Source organism: Bradyrhizobium sacchari (assembly GCF_002068095.1).
Taxonomy (GTDB): Bacteria; Pseudomonadota; Alphaproteobacteria; order Rhizobiales; family Xanthobacteraceae; genus Bradyrhizobium; species Bradyrhizobium sacchari.
On sequence record NZ_LWIG01000026.1, the window covers coordinates 153819 to 172608 of the forward strand.

General features: G+C 64.6%; 18 protein-coding genes. 9 read left to right on the forward strand and 9 right to left on the reverse strand.

From position 1 onward, the window contains the following. Positions 1-79: 79 nt before the first annotated feature. Together A5906_RS24730 and rnd are read left to right on the forward strand one after the other, a co-directional pair. Positions 80-979, forward strand: a complete 900-nt coding sequence (locus tag A5906_RS24730) for a LysR family transcriptional regulator (protein ID WP_080137878.1) — start codon at positions 80-82, stop codon at positions 977-979. Between the two features lie 354 nt (positions 980-1333). Then, positions 1334-2482, forward strand: a complete 1149-nt coding sequence (gene rnd, locus A5906_RS24735) for a ribonuclease D (RefSeq protein ID WP_080137879.1) — start codon at positions 1334-1336, stop codon at positions 2480-2482. A gap of 169 nt (positions 2483-2651) precedes the next feature. Here the strand turns inward: rnd and A5906_RS24740 are convergent, their stop codons facing one another. Continuing rightward, positions 2652-4034 carry an aspartate aminotransferase family protein gene (locus A5906_RS24740; protein WP_080137880.1) on the reverse strand — a complete coding sequence of 461 codons (1383 nt, stop codon included), beginning with the start codon at positions 4032-4034 and terminating at the stop codon, positions 2652-2654. A 191-nt stretch (positions 4035-4225) separates the two neighbouring features. Then, complete coding sequence (locus tag A5906_RS24745; protein ID WP_167523424.1) at positions 4226-5557, reverse strand: MFS transporter; 1332 nt, start codon at positions 5555-5557, stop codon at positions 4226-4228. 156 nt (positions 5558-5713) lie between these two features. Here A5906_RS24745 and A5906_RS24750 point away from each other — a divergent pair, with 156 nt between their 5' ends. Together A5906_RS24750 and A5906_RS24755 are read left to right on the forward strand one after the other, a co-directional pair. Then, positions 5714-6469, forward strand: coding sequence for an IclR family transcriptional regulator (locus tag A5906_RS24750; RefSeq protein WP_080137881.1), 756 nt, complete (start codon positions 5714-5716; stop codon positions 6467-6469). 94 nt (positions 6470-6563) lie between these two features. After that, a complete protein-coding gene (locus A5906_RS24755) occupies positions 6564-8159 on the forward strand; it encodes an FAD-dependent monooxygenase (RefSeq protein ID WP_283807724.1) in 1596 nt (531 codons plus the stop codon). Positions 8160-8170: 11 nt separating this feature from the next. Here the strand turns inward: A5906_RS24755 and A5906_RS43135 are convergent, their stop codons facing one another. From A5906_RS43135 to A5906_RS24770, 4 genes are read right to left on the reverse strand one after another with little or no spacing between them, the layout of a single operon-like run. Then, positions 8171-8341, reverse strand: a complete 171-nt coding sequence (locus A5906_RS43135) for a hypothetical protein (RefSeq protein WP_167523425.1) — start codon at positions 8339-8341, stop codon at positions 8171-8173. Positions 8342-8371: 30 nt separating this feature from the next. Further along, positions 8372-8935, reverse strand: coding sequence for an isochorismatase family protein (locus A5906_RS24760; RefSeq protein WP_080137883.1), 564 nt, complete (start codon positions 8933-8935; stop codon positions 8372-8374). Between the two features lie 25 nt (positions 8936-8960). After that, positions 8961-9581: a GNAT family N-acetyltransferase gene (locus A5906_RS24765; RefSeq protein WP_018645421.1), complete on the reverse strand. Its 621-nt coding sequence runs from the start codon at positions 9579-9581 to the stop codon at positions 8961-8963. Beyond that, a complete protein-coding gene (locus tag A5906_RS24770; protein WP_167523426.1) occupies positions 9568-10185 on the reverse strand; it encodes a hypothetical protein in 618 nt (205 codons plus the stop codon). Before A5906_RS24770 ends, A5906_RS24765 begins: the two co-directional genes overlap by 14 nt. 68 nt (positions 10186-10253) lie before the next feature. On the opposite strand from A5906_RS24770, the gene A5906_RS24775 reads away from it, so the two are divergent. Further along, complete coding sequence (locus A5906_RS24775; protein ID WP_080137885.1) at positions 10254-11294, forward strand: LysR family transcriptional regulator; 1041 nt, start codon at positions 10254-10256, stop codon at positions 11292-11294. 110 nt (positions 11295-11404) lie between these two features. Here A5906_RS24775 and A5906_RS24780 read toward each other — a convergent pair whose 3' ends face one another. Further along, a complete protein-coding gene (locus A5906_RS24780) occupies positions 11405-12586 on the reverse strand; it encodes an autotransporter outer membrane beta-barrel domain-containing protein (RefSeq protein WP_080137886.1) in 1182 nt (393 codons plus the stop codon). 372 nt (positions 12587-12958) lie between these two features. Here A5906_RS24780 and A5906_RS24785 point away from each other — a divergent pair, with 372 nt between their 5' ends. After that, the gene (locus A5906_RS24785) at positions 12959-13165 is read left to right on the forward strand and encodes a cold-shock protein (RefSeq protein ID WP_008551638.1); all 207 of its coding nucleotides are present in this window, start codon (positions 12959-12961) and stop codon (positions 13163-13165) included. A gap of 88 nt (positions 13166-13253) precedes the next feature. Here A5906_RS24785 and purN read toward each other — a convergent pair whose 3' ends face one another. Both purN and purM read right to left on the reverse strand, forming a co-directional pair. Then, positions 13254-13907, reverse strand: a complete 654-nt coding sequence (gene purN, locus A5906_RS24790; RefSeq protein WP_080137887.1) for a phosphoribosylglycinamide formyltransferase — start codon at positions 13905-13907, stop codon at positions 13254-13256. Then, positions 13907-14980 carry a phosphoribosylformylglycinamidine cyclo-ligase gene (gene purM / locus A5906_RS24795; protein WP_080137888.1) on the reverse strand — a complete coding sequence of 358 codons (1074 nt, stop codon included), beginning with the start codon at positions 14978-14980 and terminating at the stop codon, positions 13907-13909. Before purM ends, purN begins: the two co-directional genes overlap by 1 nt. Before the next feature lie 154 nt (positions 14981-15134). Between purM and A5906_RS24800 the strand changes: the two genes are divergently transcribed. The 3 genes from A5906_RS24800 (at position 15135) to A5906_RS24810 (ending at position 18780) form a co-directional block, all read left to right on the forward strand. Continuing rightward, positions 15135-15677: a CDP-alcohol phosphatidyltransferase family protein gene (locus A5906_RS24800; RefSeq protein WP_080137889.1), complete on the forward strand. Its 543-nt coding sequence runs from the start codon at positions 15135-15137 to the stop codon at positions 15675-15677. A gap of 92 nt (positions 15678-15769) precedes the next feature. Beyond that, the gene (locus tag A5906_RS24805) at positions 15770-16447 is read left to right on the forward strand and encodes a P-loop NTPase family protein (protein WP_080137890.1); all 678 of its coding nucleotides are present in this window, start codon (positions 15770-15772) and stop codon (positions 16445-16447) included. 140 nt (positions 16448-16587) lie between these two features. Then, positions 16588-18780 carry an RNA degradosome polyphosphate kinase gene (locus A5906_RS24810; protein WP_080137891.1) on the forward strand — a complete coding sequence of 731 codons (2193 nt, stop codon included), beginning with the start codon at positions 16588-16590 and terminating at the stop codon, positions 18778-18780. Positions 18781-18790 lie beyond the last annotated feature (10 nt).

Here is an 18790-nt window from a genome sequence, read left to right on the forward strand (position 1 = left end):
TGAATGGAGCTATGCCGATCCGGTGCAAGCGGATAAATGGCCCGATGATGGGAACAGTCGAAACCAGGAGTTTTCAATCATGGACCGCCTGACCAGCATGGCCGTATTCGTCAGAGCCGTCGATCTCGGCTCGTTCGCGGCTGCCGCCGATGTCCTGGAGATGTCAGGGCCGATGGTTGGCAAGCATGTGCGTTTCCTCGAAGAGCGCCTCGGCGCGCGCCTCCTCAACCGCACCACGCGGCGCCAGAGCCTGACCGAGGCCGGGCAAGCCTATTACGAGCGCTGCCGTGCCGTCCTCGCTGAGGCGGATGCCGCCGACGCCGTTGTAGCCGACGAGCTGTCCGAGCCGCGCGGAAAACTGCGCGTGACCATGCCGGCCCTGCTCGGGCGGCATTGCATCGCGCCCTTGCTGATGAAGCTCGCGCGAAAATACCCGCATCTCGAACTCGACCTCTCTTTCGGCGATCCGATCGCCGACATCATCGAGGCCGGCTACGATCTCGCGATCCGAACCGGCGATCTCGACGACCAGTCCGGCCTGATCGCGCGCCGCGTCGCAAGGCAGCGCATGGTGGTGTGCGGCGCCCGCTCTTATTTGCGTGCCAACGGCAAGCCAAAGACGCTCGACGACCTCGCCGCGCATCAGGCGATCATTTATCGCCGCTCGGGGCGAGTTCGGCCTTGGCTGTTTCCGCAAGACGACAAACCTCCACGCGAGATGATGCCGTCGGGCAGGCTGAGGCTCGACGATATGGAGGCGATCGCCGATGCCGCCGCGCAGGGCATGGGGCTTGCGTGGCTCCCCTATTGGCTGGTCCGCGAACGGCTTAACGCTGGCGCGCTGGTCGGTCTGTTCGTGGGCCAGAACGAATTCCTCTACGACTGCCACGTGCTCTGGCCCCGTTCGCCCCGACTGCCGGCAAAAGTCCGTGTCGCCGTGGACACGCTCGCCGCGGCCTTGCCGAAGCTCATGGCGTGAAGCGGGCTCAAGGCCCCCATTAACCTCTCGTCCACCATCCGGCCGCGCCCGCCGCCGGTAACCATTGGAATTAACAGACCCTCAACGCACCCCCGACAAATCTATCGATGTTTCTGGAGATTTCGCCGTGGATCTGTTGGTTTTCGAGTTCCTGGGACTGGCCCTGGTCGCCATGTGCGTGGTCGTGGTGGCCCTGCCCTGCGCCCGCAAATCTTCGCACCGGATCCGTTACGAATAGGAATTTCGTCGGAAACAGGCGATTCCGTCCCTATGCAAGGCTCGAATTCGCTTCGAGCCCCTTGACATCACAGCACTTTCGGCAGAACGGCTGATATCAAGTGTCATGGGCCGTTCATGGATTTGATTACCACCACCGCTGACCTCGCGGCTGCCTGCAGCCGGCTGGCCAAGCACCCCGTCATCACCGTCGATACCGAGTTCCTGCGCGAAACCACCTACTACCCGCTGCTGTGCGTGGTGCAGATGGCCAGCGCCGAGGAAGCTGTGGTCATTGACGCCCTCGCCCCGGGCATCGACCTCAAGCCATTCTTCGAGCTGATGGCCAATGAGGGCGTGCTGAAGGTCTTCCACGCCGCCCGGCAGGACATCGAGATCATCTGGCATCAGGCCAACATCATCCCGCACCCGGTGTTCGACACCCAGGTCGCCGCGATGGTGCTCGGCTACGGCGACAGCATCGCCTACGACCAGCTGGTCGAGAAGGTCACCGGCCACCGCCCGGACAAGACCCACCGCTTCACCGATTGGTCGCGCCGGCCGCTGACCAAGGAGCAGATGCACTACGCGGTCTCCGACGTCACGCACTTGCGCGACGTCTTCGCCGCGCTCGATGCCGACCTGAAGAAGCGCCGCCGCAGCGAGTGGGTCTCGATCGAGATGGAGATCCTGACCTCGCCCAGGACCTACGACTTCCACCCTGAGCGCGCTTGGGAGCGGCTGAAGACGCGCGTGCGCAAGCCGAAGGACCTCGCCGTCCTCATGGAGGTCGCGGCCTGGCGCGAGCAGGAGGCACAGAGCCGCGACGTGCCGCGCGGGCGCGTGCTGCGGGATGAAGCGATCACCGACATCGCAACCCACGCGCCGAACACGCTGGAGAAGCTTGCGCATCTGCGCTCGGTGCCGAAGGGGTTCGAGAAATCCAAATGGGGCGCGGACATCGTCGCCGCGGTCGAGCGCGGGCTGGCGCGGGATTTCTCGACGCTGCCGAAGCTGGAGAAGCCGCGCAACAATTCCAACGGCGCGGCCATCGTCGAGCTGTTGAAGGTGCTGCTGCGCATGACCGCCGAGCGCCATGCGGTGGCGAGCAAGGTGATCGCCACTGTCGACGACCTCGAAGAGATCGCAGCCGACGATGCGGCCGACGTCCCCGCCTTGCGCGGCTGGCGCCGCGAGCTGTTCGGCGAGGCCGCCTTGAAGCTCAAGCGCGGCGAGCTGGCGCTGGCGATCGAGAAAGGCCGCGTGATCGGGGTTCAGCGGGCGTAGGCTGCCGCTCCGCTCTCACCATCGTCATCGCGAGGAGCTCTTGCGACGAAGCAATCCAGACCGCTTCCTAGGAGGAATTCTGGATTGCTTCGCGGAGCCTGTCATCGGGCCGCGCTTCGCGCGGACCCGTTGGCTCGCAATGACGGAATTTGACGCAACAGCATGCCCCCTACGCCGGCGTCAGCTTTGCCGCTTCCGCCTTCATGTCGTTCAGCACGCCCGCGATCGCGGCGACCAGATCGTCGATCTGGGCCTTGTTGGTGATCAGCGGCGGACAGATCGCGATGGCATCCAGCATGTTGCGGGAGATCACGCCGCGCTCCTGCAGCATGCGGCTGGCGATGCCGCCGACGGCGCCGGGCGTTGCCGCCGCGGTCTTGCGGCCCTTGTCGAGCACGAGCTCGAGGGCTGCGATCATGCCGACGCCGCGAACCTCGCCGACCAGCGGGTGGCTGGTGAGCTCACGCAGCTTCCCCTGCATGTAGCCGCCGAGCTCGGCGGCATGCGCGACCAGGCCGCGCTCCTCGATGATCTTGAGGTTCTCCAGTGCGATCGCCGAGCCGACGGGATGACCGCCCGCGGTGAATCCATGGCCGAGCACGCCGATCTTGTTGCTCTCGTCCGCGATCGGCTCGAACATACGCTCGTTCATCATGATCGCAGACAGCGGGAAATAGCTCGAGGTGATCTGCTTGGAGACGACGATCGCGTCGGGCTTGATGCCATAGGTCTCGCAGCCGAACATCTTGCCGGTGCGGCCGAAGCCGCAGATCACCTCGTCGGCGACCAGCAGGATGTCGTACTTCCTGAGGACCGCCTGGATCTTGTCCCAATAGGTCGCCGGCGGCACGATGACGCCGCCCGCTCCCATCACCGGCTCGCCAAAGAACGCCGCGATCGTGTCCGGCCCCTCCTTCCGGATCAGCGCGTCGAGTTCCTCGGCTCGGCGGGTGGCGAACGCTTCCTCGCTCTCGCCGGGGGCGCCGTCCTTGTAGAAATGCGGCGAGCCTGTGTGCAGGATGTTCGGCAGCGGCAGGTCGAAGGAGCGGTGGTTGTTCGGCAGGCCCGTGAGGCTGGCTGATGCGATGGTGACGCCGTGATAGGCGCGCATGCGGCTGATGATCTTCTTGCGCTGGGGCTGGCCGAGCGCGTTGGAGCGATAGGCGATCAGCTTCAGCACGGTGTCATTGGCTTCCGAGCCGGAATTGGTGAAGAACACCTTGCTCATCGGCACGGGGGCGAGCGCCACCAGCTTCTCGGCGAGATCGATCGAGGGTCCGTGCGATTTGGCGGAGAAGGTGTGGTAGAACGGCAGCGCCTGCATCTGCTTGTGCGCCGCCTCGACCAGACGCTTCTCGTTGAAGCCGAGCCCGACGCTCCACAGGCCGGCCATCGCCTCGAAATAACGCTTGCCCGCCGCATCGAACACGTAAGGCCCCTCGCCGCGCTCGATCACCAGGGGACCGGCCTGCTGATGGGCGCGCGCGTTGGTGTAGGGATGGAGCTGGTAGGCCACATCGCGGGCTTCCTGCGAATTGGGCAGCATGGACATTTGCGTGCTTCCTCGACGGTGCGTCACGGGAGTCATGACGCAGACCGGTCCAAGCGGCGAGCTTGTCCAAAGAAAGCGTCGACATCTTGGCTATTGCGGCAGGCCGCAACTTGCAACGTCATTTCGTTGGCAACAAGCGCACATGAGCATTGCAGGAAAGCAGGCGCATCGGCAGCCGGCACGCCCCTCGCCTAGCCCCGCCGCGCCAGGACGAAAGCCGCAGCTGCCGCGATGAGCGCCGGGACGGCCGCGGCGCCGAACAGCGGCTGCGGTCCCATGTCGCGGGCCAGCATCAGGCCGCCGATCAGAGGCCCCAGGATTGAACCAATGCGGCCGATGCCGAGCGCCCATCCCACGCCGGTCGATCTGATCGCCGTCGGATAGTAGGTCGCCGTCAGCGCGTTCGAGGCGATCTGCCCTCCGACGATGCAGAAGCCAGACGCGAAGATGGCAATCGTGACCAGAACGATCGAATGACTTGCCATGCCGACGGCCGCGACCGCGACCGCGGCGACCAAATAGGTCAGCGCCAACGCGCGAAACGAGAAGCGATCGATGAATTGGCCGAGCGTGAAAGTGCCGACGACGCCACCGACCTGCAGCATCGCGCCGATCGCGGCCGCCGCCGAAACCGAGACTCCGAGGTCATTCAGCACCGTGGGGAGCCAGTTCGACAGGAGGTAAAGGTCGAGCAGGCTCATAAAGAAAACGATCCAGAGCAGAAGCGTTACAGATCCACGTCCCTCTGCAAACAGATGCGCAACAGGCAGTCCCGTGAGCTTAGGCTCCTGCACGACGAACCTGGCACCCGCGGGGAACGAGGCGCCCGGGACCAACTTCTGGAGCAGGTCAGCCACCTCCCGGTCGCGGCCGCCGATCATCGCCAGGAAGCGGATCGACTCCGGCAACGCCTTGAACAGGAAAGGAAGCAGCAGCAGCGGCACGAGGCCGCCGACGAGAAACACCGAACGCCAGCCGAAGGCCGGAATCAGTGCGGCCGCCAGCAACCCGCCCAGCGCCGCACCAATCGAAAAGCCCGCGAACATGATCATCACGAGCGTGGCGCGGCGGCGATGCGGGCTGAATTCGGAGGTCAGGGCAACGGCGTTGGGCATCGCACCGCCAAGCCCGAGGCCGGTCAGGACGCGCAAGGCGATCAGCCAGGTCGTGTCCGTCGCAAACACCGTGAGCAACGTCCCGATGCCGAACACCAGCGTACTCGCAAGGATGATGCGCCGGCGTCCGATCCTGTCGGCCATTGGCCCGAAGACGAGGGCACCGATCATGAGGCCCAAAAGCCCCGCGCTGAACACCGGTCCAAGGCTCCCGCGTGCCAGCTTCCATTCCTGCGCGACCGCAGGAGCGACGTAGCCGATGGCCTGGGTGTCGAAGCCGTCGATGAACAGCACGGCGGCGCAGACAAGCAGAACCCGGATCTGAAAGGCTCCAACCGGCTGAGCATCGACAAAGGCGGGAACGTCGATCGTGCCTGGCACGACCTCATCTGCAGCTGTCACAGCCATGCCAAACCCCTCCCCCGGCAGCCCTTGCACTATTCTTCTTCCTAAAATCTCTTATAATGAGATTATTGCGAAGGACAAGTCGTGCAGCTGTCGCCGTTTTGTAGTCCACGCGAATGCGGTAACACGGCGAACACGCGAAGCCGGATTTATCCCCACTTGGTCAAAGCAAACAGTCAGGATCGAGTTCTTGCCGTGCTCGATCTCTTCACGGAGGCACGGCCGCAATGGTCGCCGGACGAGCTCATGAAGGAGCTCGGCTACACCAGGCCGACATTGTATCGCTATCTGAAGAGCCTGAAGGAGAGCGGGTTCGTCATGCCGATGCGCGGCGGGCGGTTCGCACTCGGCCCGCGCGTGGTCGAGATGGATTATCTCAGCCGTCGTTCCGATCCGCTGATCGCCGCCGCCACGCCGCACCTGGAACGCCTGTCGGCCATGCATCCCTGCACCGCCCTGGTCGTGCGATGGTACGGCGAAAAGATGCTGTGCGTAGCCTCGATCGCGTCCGCGGTGAATCCCGTGAGCAGCTATCCGCGCGGCCGGCCGATGGCGATGGGACGCGGCGCGATCGCCCGCTCGATCATGGCCTTTCTGCCCAGGCAACGCGTGATGCCGCTCGTGACCCGCTACGCGGCCGATCTGCGCAGCGTCGGTGCCGGCAGCACGCCTGACGAAATTCTGGCAACCCTGAAGCGCGTGCGCCGCGCCGGCGTCGCTGTCGCCTTCGGCGAAGTGACACCGGGCGCGATTGGGATAGCGGCCCCGATCCTCGATGCAAGTTACCCGGTCGCCAGCCTGTGCATCACGATTGCGGGCCAGGATACCAAAGGCGAGTTGATCGACCGCATCAGCGCCGAGGTCCGAGAAGCTGCCCGGCAGATATCATTGACGACCGACAATAACCCAGAATAATCTCATACTGTGAGATTTTCCTTGACGCATTTCCTTGGACGTCCCATGAGAACGGGCGATCGCGCCTCGCGCGATGACAACCTGGGGAAACGATGTGAGGCAGGCTCCACTGGACAGTGACGCGCCCGTCGTGGTCGTCGGCGGCGGGCCAGTCGGGATGGGTCTGGCGATCGGCCTCGGGCTGCGCGGCATCAAAACCATCGTGGTCGAGCGCCATGAACAGCCGCAACCGATCCCAAAGGGTCAAAACCTCACCCAGCGAACGATGGAGCATTTCCATTTCTGGGGCGCCGAAAGCGCCCTGCGCAAAGCTCGCACCATTCCTCCCGATTACGGCATCGGTGGAATGACCAGCTATGGCACGTTGCTCAGCGGCTACAATTACAATTGGCTGCAGCGCGAACTCGTCCGCCCGTTCTATTTCACCGACAACGAACGCCTGCCGCAATACGCGACCGAATCCGTGTTGCGACAACGCGCGGCACAGCTCTCCTCCATCGACCTGCGATACGGCTGGACCTGCCGGGACATCCGGCCCGATGCGGGCGGCGTAAGCCTCGACATCGAGCATCGCGACGGCACGAAACAGAGCCTGCGCGCCGACTACGTCGTCGGCTGCGATGGCAGCCGATCGATCGTGCGCGAACGCGCAGGCATTTCGCAGACCCGCTCCGACCACGATCGGCTGATGGTGCTGCTGGTGTTTCGCTCCGTCGAATTGCATCGGCTGCTCGCGGCCTTTCCGGGCAAGTCGTTTTACAGCGTGCTGCATCCGGAGCTCGAGGGTTATTGGAAGTTCTTCGGCCGGGTCGATCTCGGCAGCACCTGGTTCTTTCACGCCCCCGTTCCCGCCGATACTACGGCCGACAACTTCGATTTCCGCCGCCTCTTGCACGAGGCCGCCGGAGCCGAATTCGATGTCGAATTCGAGCACATCGGGTTCTGGGATCTACGCTTCGCGCTCGCCGACAGCTATCGCGCGGGCCGCGTCTTCATCGCAGGAGATGCAGCGCACAGCCACCCGCCCTACGGCGGCTACGGGATCAATACCGGCTTCGAAGACGCCGTGAATCTGGCGTGGAAGCTCGCCGCCAAGCTGCAAGGCTGGGCGCCCGCCGGTCTGCTCGACAGCTATGATGCGGAGCGGCGGCCGGTGTTCGCGTCCACCGCGCGTGACTTCATCGAGACGCCGATCTTCCGCGACCGTGATTTTCTTCGCCGGCATGATCCGGCGCGAGATCGCAGCGATTTCGAGGTCGCCTGGCGTGGGCGCCACTCCGGCGCACGCGCCGAGGTCAACGCCTTCGAGCCGAACTACGAGGGGTCGTCGATCGTCTTCGGCCCGGCTGGAGCTGTCTGCAGCGCGATCGGCTCGCATGCCTATCCTGCGCGCGCAGGTCACCATCTCACCCCGCAGCCCCTGTCGTCAGGCAAGAACGTGTTCGAGGAACTGGGCGACGGGTTCACCCTGATTGACCTCGCGGACGGCGTAGCTGCGACAGCATTCGAGCAAGCCGCACGACGCCTTCATATTCCGCTGAAGGTGATCAAGGACACCGCCTCTGGCGGACGGGAGCAATACGCGGCGAGGCAAATCCTGGTCCGCCCCGATCAGTTCGTCGCCTATGCGGGCGACGGCGACGGCACCGACGCGTCTTACATCCTGCAACGCGCTGTCGGCGACGCGTGATGAAGTAAGCCTCACGCCGCGCTGTCGTCATCGCCATCGTCGGCGGCGACAGCGGCCTCCTTCACCTCGACGAGGGCCATCGAAAGCAGATAGACCGTCGTGGGCAAGCCGATGCGGCGCGCCCTCTCGGCTGCGCGCGACAGCTCGCTCGCCAGCACCTTGAGCTCTTCTCCCCTTGACAATGTCCCACCCCACCCGCCGATGGCGGCCGCCTACACCGCAACGGCGCCGCTGGTTTTGATCAGTTCGGCGCTGGACTGGATTGTAGCAAAATTTCCGGCAACATTCACCACCGCTTGCTTGTAGGCGGCGCCATCGCCCGAGCCCGGCTGCCGGCAGGCCACGGCATCGGCGACCACCTGGTAGCGATGGCTGCGGTGAAATCCGTCGACGGCGGTGGCCAGGATGGTCTCGTCCAGCGAGAAGCCGATCAGCACGCAGCGGCCATTGTGGATATTGGACATGTAATCCACAAACCGCGACGAGCTGTAGGCCGAGGGCAGCGGGTGCTCGAACGTCATCTCGCCGGGCCGCGGCCTCGCCTCGGCGATCCAATCGGTCAGCCGTGATGCAGGATTGAACCAGGCGGCCTGGGCGATGCGCTTCAGATGCATCACCGGCCAGAGCCTGTCGCGCCATAGCGTCAGGAGTTCCAGGCAGCGCGTGGTGGCGGCCTCGCCGTCGCGGATGACGTGACGCCGCCCGGGGGTGAGGTATTCGACCTGGAGATCCGCACAGACCAGGATCGGCGGATCATCGGTGATGGAAGCCAGCATTGTCTTGCGCCGAGCTGCACCAGTTTCAGCGATCTGCGAGTGCGAGGTCCCGCAGCGGCGAGGTCACCGCCCGCCCCGCCGAGGCGTCGAGCACGCCCGGACGGTCCCAATCGCCCTCAGGACGGATAATCACGTAAGGATCGCTGTCCAGCGTGATGGCGTCCGGCCCCGGCTCGATCTCGAGCAACATCTCCGTATAGGAGAAATCCGAGAAGGTGATCTTGCGGTTGTGGCCGAGTGGCTTGGCGCCGAAATGGGCCCAGAAATCGACCAGCCGGTCCTGCGCCTGGCCGTAGATCTTGCGAAAGCCCTTGCGCTTCACATAGTCGACGCTCGCCTGCACGAGCTTGAAGGAGACGCGCGAGCGTCGGTATTGGTGCCGCACCGCGAGCCGCTCGACCTTGGCGAAATCGCCGAAGAAGCGCACCCGCAGGCAACCTGCGGGCTCGTTGCCGACATAGCCGATGAAATGCGCGGCGACCATGTCGTTGCCGTCGAACTCCTCCTCGAACGGACAATCCTGTTCGGCAAGATAGACCGCCGAGCGAATGGCGGTCACCAGCATGAGATCGCTGGGATCACGCGCGAGCCGGATGGTGATGGCGCGGGAGTCGGGCTTGGCGAGAGGAATCCTAGTGCCGTGCATCTGCAAAACTCCTTGCTTGGACGATCGCGCCCTGCACGTGCATCGACTGCCGATGCCAGGGGCGTTCGTAGCACCACAGGTCGGGTTGGAAGCTCGGAACCGGTTCGAACCCGGTCGCTCTCATGATGTCGCGCCCGGCCACGGTTGACGGCTGCGCATAGCAATCCGCGCCGCGAAATCTTACCTGTCGAAGATGAGCCGCGGCCTTGCCGAGACCCGCGATGCCGCGCCCCGTCGCAGCAATCGCCCAGATATAGATGGCAGCAACGTCTTCCCTCGCGGAAGCGAGATAATGCGTCTCGGGCGCGGTGAGACAGATATCGTCGAGCAACAGCGCATCGTGTCCGCGATCGTTGAGAAACAGGAAGGCCATGCCGCCGAGCAACTCGCCCTTGCGGCTGAATGTCAGGAGGCTCTGGGGATCGAATGTGTAATATTTTGCAAGCTCCGCAGTCCCGATCTGCACGCCGGGCACCAGCCGGTGCGCCATCTCCGAAAGCGCCGCAATTTCGGAAAATTGCGCACAACGGACCTCGACCTCAGGACTGAGCGGCAGCGCGTCGAAATCATGCCTTGCGGCAAACGAGCCTCTTTCCATACGCATATCGCCCCTCTATCGTTTGCGGCCTTCATGCCCCGCTATGACGAGCTTAGCGGTTGGGGACCAGGAGTATGCAGCAGTTATTGCACCGGGGTGCTGCGATGATGCAGCACCGTGAAGAGGCCCTGGGCGCGTCCTGGGACGATTTGAAGCTGTTTTTAGCGTGCGCCAAATATAAAAGTTTCCGCAACGCCGCCGAAGAGCTCGGCCTCACCTCGACGACCTTGATGCGCCGGATCGACCGCCTCGAAGAGAGCATCGGCTGCAAGCTGTTCCTGCGCGACCAGAGCGGGCTCACGCTGAGCGACGAAGGCACCGCGATGATTGCCGACGTCGCGCACATGGAGCGTCACGCCTTCAACGTCTTCCGCCGCGCCTCGCGCTCGTCGAACGATACGTTCGGCACCGTGCGCGTCGCGGTAACGGAAGGTCCCGGCAATTTCTGGATCCTGCCGCGGCTGATCGACTTCCAGAAGACTTATCGCAAGATCACCGTCGACCTGCGTTGTGCGATGGAGCAGGCCGACGTCGCGCGGCTCGAATCCGATATCGCGATCCAGCTCGAGCCACCGACCAATCCCGATCTGATCGTCGCCAAGCTCGGCCGCCTGCACATCTACCCCTTCGTGTCCAAGGAATACGAGGACCTGTACGGCCTGCCGGCAAGCTTGGCCGATCTGAAGAACCACCGCATCATCAAGCAGAGCGCGCCCCAGGTCGACGACGGCGCCTATGCTCGTGTGCTCGGGCTGAAGTCGCTCGAGGGCATCGTCGGCATCAAGACCAATTCCTCCGTCGGCGCACTCTATGCGGTGGAGCGCGGCGCCGGCATCGGCTTCCTGCCGACCGTGTCGATCGCGCTCGGCGCACCGCTCATTGCGGTCGATCTCGGCGTCAGCCACCACGCCGATCTCTGGCTGACCTATCACCGAGAGTTTCGCGCTTCCGAGCGCCACAAGATCGTGGTCGACTGGCTGAAGAAGATCTTCGATCCCAGGACCTATCCCTGCTTCCGCGACGAGTTCATCCATCCGAACGCGCTGGTGCCGATGATGACGGCCGCGCGCGAAGGTTTCGGATTGACCGGCTACGTGGCGGCAACGCCGGCGTGACCGTCACTTTGGGAGCATAATCTCGCGCAAACGCGTTCCGCGTTTGTCGCGAGGGAAAACCGCTACGCACTTTGCGCTGGCGCGGCCCTTCGGGTCCGGGTCATGCTCGCTCACCACCGATATTCGAAGCCGACCGTGCCCTGGTGCGAGGTGAGCTCGTTGCGGAACTTGCCGTCGTAGTTGACGTAGAGCCGCGCGGTGTTGGTAAGGCTGAGCGAAGCCGAGCCGCCCGCATCCATGCCGTAACGGCTCTCGCCGATGCCGGGAACAACGATGCTCTGGGTCCCGAGGCTGACCTGCACCGATCCCAGGTTCTGATAGAAATTGTCGACGAACTTGCCGTAGGCCGACAGGTCCAGGATCCTCTGGTCGAAGATGAAATAGCGCCCGATCTCCGCCCCGATCATCACGCGCGCTCGAGAGAGCGCCGTCGAGCCCACGTTGAGCGGATCGAGCCCGCCAGCCTCCTGGAACGCGGCGCTGGTGGCGCGCACATATTCGAGCGCGCCCTTGGGCACGATGCGCATCTGGTCCTTGGTCCAGTAATAGCTGATCTCGGTCAGCGCGCCGTCGACCGCGGCGCGATAACCGGCGGTCGCCAAGCCGAACCCGGTATCCCGGCTGGAATGAACCTTGCCGAAGCCGTGCACCAGCGCGAAGGCCCAGGTCCACGGGCCCTTGTCGACCGAGCCGTTGAAGCCGAGCTGGGTCAGGTCGAGTGTTGCCGACTGCAGCGCGAGCGGCACGTCGATGTCGGTGTGGCTCTGGTCGAGGGAGAAACCGAGATTGACGCCCGGCGCAACCCGCGCGCCGATGCCGGCGACCCCGCCAAACGTCCGGCGCTTGTCGCCGACGAAGTCGCCTTGCGCGTCGGTGTGGACCGCGATGCCGTAGCCCTCGAACCAGGTGCGGTAGCGGGGATCTTCCGTGCTCGCGGCCGCGCCGCCGCCGCCGGGATTGGTCCGGAACGACCGGTCGAAGCCATTGGAGGCCTGGTTGCCCAGCCGCTCCAGAAATCCCGAACCGAAATTGAGCATGCTGTTGCCAGCCGACCGGTTGGAGTTGGTCGAGGTCGGGACCGGGGTCGGTGACGGCGTGGGCGTCGGAGTCGGCGTCGGCGTCGGGGTTTGCGCGAAACCGGGCGTCGCGGCCAACATCGTCACGGCGAAAACAAGCGCCACGACTGCAACGGCCTTGACCGCAGCGGCCTTCGCGAGCCCTGCCGCACCCCGGCGGACGCGGTTCAACCCGATTGTCTGCCGTGTTCCGGAGGGCTGCAGGGTGCAGCGCATGACGACTAATCCCGAAGCCAATCGCGGCCCGCAAAAATGCAACATGAGCGGCGCACGCTTGCGGCGATTTGTGCCGAACTGCCACGGAGGGTCAACCGGTCGGCACGCCGTTACCGAGCCTATTGCTTCCATTGTGGTTCCGCGGCCACAGGTCGCAAATAGCAGATGATGATACCCGCCCCGGCCTTGAAATTCGCGCTCGGCTTGCTAACGCGCGATTTTCATGTTGCAATATCCGGCACAATCGGAATTGGCCGCTCTGCTGTGCGTTTCGCGACGATGAGACTCGAACAGACTTCCGGAAGCCCGTTTGTGGCGTGGCACGCGAAAAAGCGGCCGCGTCTTTTTTCTATCTAGTGGAGGAGACTAGCGATGCCGCAAAAGGGCACCGTCAAATGGTTCAACCCGACCAAGGGCTATGGGTTCATCAAGCCGAACGGCGGCGACAAGGACGTGTTCGTCCACATCTCCGCCGTCGAGCGTGCCGGACTTTCGACCCTCAACGAGAACCAGGTGGTTGAATACGACCTCGTGGAGAACCGCGGCAAATCATCCGCGGAGAACCTCAAGGTCTCCTGATTTCTCTCACGACAGGCGAGAGATCATGACGTTGCCCCCGGCTCTGCCGGGGGATTTCGTTTGGGGCGGGCCCAGCGAAGGCGACGCGTCAGCTCACAACCGGCGCAACCAGAAAATTCTCCGACGCTGCGCTCCCCGCCGTCCTGCACACGTCGCCCTCGATCCGGACCTTGCCGGTCGCGAGCAGCCGCAGCGCCTCGGGATAGATGCGGTGCTCGACTTCGAGGATGCGCTCCGACAGCGTGTCGGCGGTGTCGTGGTCGCTGACGGGAACCGCGCCCTGCATCACGATCGGGCCAGCATCGGTCTCGGGGATCACGAAATGCACGGTCGCGCCGGACAGTTTGACGCCGGCGCGCAGGGCCTGGCCGTGCGGATCGAGGCCGGGGAACGACGGCAGCAGCGAGGGATGAATGTTGAGCATCCGCCCGTACCAGGCCTTGGTGAACTCGGCCGTGAACAGGCGCATGAAGCCGCCGAGACAGATCAGTTCGATGCCGTGCTGGTCGAGCGCGGCCTGCAGCACTTTCTCGAAACCGGCGCGGTCCTTGCCGAACGGCTTGCTCTCGATCACCAGCGTGTTGACGCCGCTCGCCTTGGCCCGTTCGAGCCCGAGCGCATCGGCCTTGTTGGAGACGACAAGCGAGATCTCCGCCGGGAAGTCCGCGGAGCTGGCTGCCTTGATCAGCGCGGCCATGTTGGAGCCGCGACCGGAGATCAGGATGGCGACCCGGCGCTTCATCACAGCGCCAGATCGAGGTGACCGTTATAGACGACGCGGTGCTCGCCCTCGGCCGGGATCACGGTGCCGAGCTGCGCCACGGTCTCGCCGGCGTCGGTGAAGACCTCGATCACCTTGTCGACCTTGTCGGGCTCGACGATCGCGATCATGCCGATGCCGCAGTTGAAGGTCCGCAGCATCTCCAGTTCGGCGATGCCGGCCTGCGCCGCCAGCCATTTGAAAACAGGCAGCACCGGCAGGCGCGCGAGGTCGATGCCGACGCCGAGATTCTGCGGCAGCACGCGCGGAATGTTGTCGGTGAAGCCGCCGCCGGTGATGTGGGCGAGCCCCTTCACCGCGCCAGTCTCACGGATCGCGCGCAGGCAGGATTTGACGTAGAGCTTGGTCGGCGTCAGCAGCGCGCCGCCGAGCGTCATGACGGGCGCGAACGGCGCCGGGGCCGCGAAGCCGAGGCCGGATTGTTCCACGATCTTGCGCACCAGCGAGAAGCCGTTGGAGTGCACGCCCGACGAAGCAAGCCCGATCACGGCATCACCCGCGGCGATATCCTTGCGCGGCAACAAGGTACCGCGCTCGGCAGCGCCGACGGCAAAGCCGCCGAGGTCGTAGTCGCCGTCTTTGTAGAGGCCGGGCATCTCGGCGGTCTCGCCGCCGATCAGGGCGCAGCCGGACTCGCGGCAGCCTTCGGCAATGCCTGCGACGATCGCGGCGGTGGCCTCCGGGTCGAGCTTGCCGCAGGCGAAATAGTCAAGGAAGAACAAGGGCTCGGCGCCCTGCACCACGAGGTCGTTGACGCTCATGGCGACGAGGTCGATGCCGATCCCGCCATGCAGGCCGGTCTCGATCGCGATCTTGACCTTGGTTCCGACGCCGTCCGTGGCCGCGACCAGGACGGGATCCTTGAAGCCGGCCGCCTTGAGGTCGAACAGGCCGCCGAATCCGCCGATCTCGGCATCGGCGCCGGGGCGCGCGGTGGCGCGCACCATCGGCTTGATCAGGTCGACCAGGCGGTTGCCCGCGTCGATATCGACGCCTGAATCGGCGTAAGTGAGGCCGTTTTTGCGGTCGGTCATGCCCGATTTCCAGTGGGTTTGCGGCTGGTTACGTCGAATTCCGGGGACACGCAATGGCTCGCATGGCGCCCCGGCCTATACTATGTAGACATATCAACCGGTTCAGCCTCCGACGGGCCGGATTTGAGGTCAGACCGGTGCCGGGAAGCGCTGCGTGAGTATTCCGAATATCATTACCCTAGGCCGCATCATGCTGGTCCCGATCATCGTCTGGGCCATCGTGTCGAGCCAAATGGAGGTCGCGTTCGCCGTCTTCCTGATCGCGGGCGTCAGCGACGCCGTCGACGGCTTCCTGGCCAAGCGTTTCAACATGACGAGCGAGCTCGGTGCCCTGCTGGATCCGCTCGCCGACAAGGCGCTGCTGGTCTCGATCTACCTGGCGCTCGGCATCTGGGGCGACATCCCGCGCTGGGTCGTGATCCTGGTGGTGTCACGCGACATCATGATCGTCGCAGCCGTGATCGTGTCCTGGCTGTTCGACAAGCCGGTCGAGATGAAGCCGTCGAAAGTATCCAAGCTAAACACAGCCGCCCAGGTCGCTTATGCCGCCCTGGTGCTGGCGTCCCTTGCCTTCGGCTTCAAGCCAGCGCCCTATGATATCGTCCTGATGGGCTTGGTCACGGTCTTCACGCTCTCCTCGGTGTCGCTCTACCTCGTGGAGTGGCTGCGGCACATGAGCACGATCGAGGCCAAATGAGGTGGGACGTGGCCCCGCAAAAGGCCAACTCCCCCTCGATGAAGTCGAATCTCTGAAGCGAAGCCGGCACGCCGGCATGGAGCAAAGCAAGCGTGGCAGGCCGCGTTCACCCCCGACAATTGGCGTTTTCGCTTCCGCATGCGGAAAGCCTCAGCCGGGACAATTTCCTCGAAGGCCCCGCCAACGCCGCCGGCCTCGCCCTGATCGATGGTTGGCCCGAATGGCCGAACCGCATCATGTGGCTGGCCGGGCCCGAAGGCAGCGGCAAGAGCCATCTGGCCGCGATCTGGGCCGAGGAGGCCGGCGCCCGCTCGACCACGGCCAACGCACTGACCGCCGCGGGGGTCCCGGCCGCGCTCGCCACCGGTGCCCTGGTGGTCGAGGATCTCGAGGCGAAGAATTTCGAAGAGCGCGCCCTCTTCCACCTGATGAACCTCGCCCGCGAGGACGGCGCCTACGTCCTTCTCACCGGGCGCGACGCACCGTCCTCGCTCGAGATCGAGCTCCGCGACCTGCGCTCGCGGCTGCGCGCCGTGCCCGTCGTCGCGCTGCTGCCGCCCGACGACCAGCTGTTCCGCGGCCTGATCGTCAAATTCTGCACCGACCGCCAGCTCACCGTGGACGAGAGCGTGGTCGGCTACCTCGCCACCCGTCTGGAGCGGTCTTCGGCGGCCGCCCGGCAGGCCGTGGAATTGCTCGACAGCGAGGCCCTGCGGCTCGGCCGCCCCGTCACCCGAGCGCTGGCCGCCGAGCTGCTGCGGGACGCCTGATCCGCCCGGCCCCCAACGCCGCTTGACGGCTCCGTGCGCCGGAACATCAATGTCATCGAAACGTCATCGCTCTAACACATGCTCCCGCCGGTTTTGCGCATAAGTCGCAAATTGGGGTGAACTGGATGGATCGACTTCTCATGGACTCTGCGCAAGCCGTTGAAATCAAAGAAAAAGCCGCGGAGACCGAGGGCCTTCCGGCGATCGCATCGAGCCCCGAACGGTTCATCAATCGCGAGCTGTCCTGGCTGCATTTCAACCGCCGCGTCCTGGAGGAATCGGTCAATCCCAGCCATCCCATGCTGGAGCGGGTGCGATTCCTGTCGATTTCGGCAAACAACCTCGACGAATTCTTCATGGTCCGCGTCGCCGGCATCAAGGCCCAGGTGCGCGAGGGCATCGCCGAGCGCAGCCCCGACGGCCTGACACCCTCCGAGCAGCTCGCGCTGATCAACCGCACCGTGTCCCAGCTTGCCTCCGACCAGCAGGCGATCTGGCGCGACCTGCGCGGCACGCTGGCCGATGTCGGCATCGTCCTGGTGGACGGCAAGGACGTCACCAAGGCGGAACGGACCTGGGTCGAGGACTACTTCCTCAACAACGTCTTCCCGCTCCTGACGCCGCTGGCGATCGACCCGGCCCATCCCTTCCCGTTCATTCCGAGCCTCGGCTTCACCATCGCGCTCCAGCTCACGCGCGCCGCCGACGGCAAGCAGATGAACGCGCTGATCCGCATGCCCGGCAAGATCGACCGCTTCATCCGCCTGCCCTCCGAAGGCAAGGCCGTCAGGCTGATCTCGCTCGAACAGGCCACCGCCCTGTTCATCAACCGCCTCTTCCCCGGCTACAATCTGCACGGCCAGGGCGCCTTCCGCATCATCCGGGACTCCGAACTCGAAATCGAGGAAGAGGCCGAAGACCTCGTCCGCCTGTTCGAGACCGCGCTGAAGCGCCGCCGCCGCGGATCGGTGATCCGGCTCGAGATCGATTCCAAGATGCCCGAGGAATTGCGCAGCTTCGTGCAGCACGCGCTCTCGGCCGCCGACGACGAGGTGTTCCTGGTCGACGGCGTGCAGGCGATGAACGAGCTCTCGCAGCTCACCCGCCTCGACCGGCCCGACCTCGAATTCACCCCTTACGTGCCGCGCCACCCGGAGCGCGTGCGCGAGCATGGCGGCGACATCTTTGCCGCGATCCGGCAGAAGGATCTGATCGTCCACCACCCCTACGAATCCTTCGACGTCGTCGTGCAGTTCCTCCAGCAGGCCGCGCGCGACCCCGATGTCGTCGCGATCAAGCAGACGCTCTACCGCACCTCCAACAACTCGCCGATCGTGCGCGCGCTTGCGGAGGCCGCCGAGGCCGGCAAGTCCGTCACCGCGCTGATCGAGCTCAAGGCGCGCTTCGACGAGGAGGCCAACATCCGCTGGGCGCGCGATCTCGAGCGCGCCGGCGTGCAGGTCGTCTACGGCTTCCTCGAATTGAAGACGCACGCGAAGCTGTCGATGGTGGTGCGCCGCGAGGGCGGCAGCCTCACGACCTACGTCCACACCGGCACCGGCAACTACCACCCGGTCACCGCGCGTATTTATACCGACCTCTCCTATTTCACCTCGGATCCGACCATCGGCCGTGACGCCGCCCGCGTGTTCAACTTCATCACCGGCTATGCCGCACCGAGCGATCTGGAAAAGATGGCGGTGTCGCCGCTGACGCTGCGCAAGCGCATCATCGAGCACATCCAGGGCGAGACCGCACATGCGCGGCACGGCCGTCCCGGCGCAGTCTGGATGAAGATGAATGCCCTGGTCGACCCCGACATCATCGACGCGCTTTACGAAGCCTCGCAGGCCGGCGTGCAGGTTGAGCTGGTAGTGCGCGGCATCTGCTGCCTCAGGCCCGGCATTCCCGGCCTGTCGGAAAATATCCGCGTCAAGTCGATCATCGGACGATTCCTGGAACACGGCCGAATCTACTGCTTCGGCATGGGCCAGGGCCTGCCGAGCACGAAAGCGGCTGTGTATATCTCCTCGGCCGACATGATGCCGCGTAACCTCGACCGCCGCGTCGAGGTGCTGTGTCCGCTGCAAAATCCCACGGTGCATCAGCAGGTTCTCGAACAGATCATGGTCGCGAATCTGAAGGACAATGAGCAAAGCTGGCAGTTGTTGCCGGACGGGTCCTCAACGCGTATGAAGGCCGCGAAGGGCGAGGAGCCTTTCAACGTCCACAACTACTTCATGACAAATCCGAGTCTGTCTGGCCGTGGAAAGTCGCTCAAGGAATCCTCGCCGCGTCGTCTCACGCGCCGGAATGAACGTCATCAATCCTGATCCGGGATTT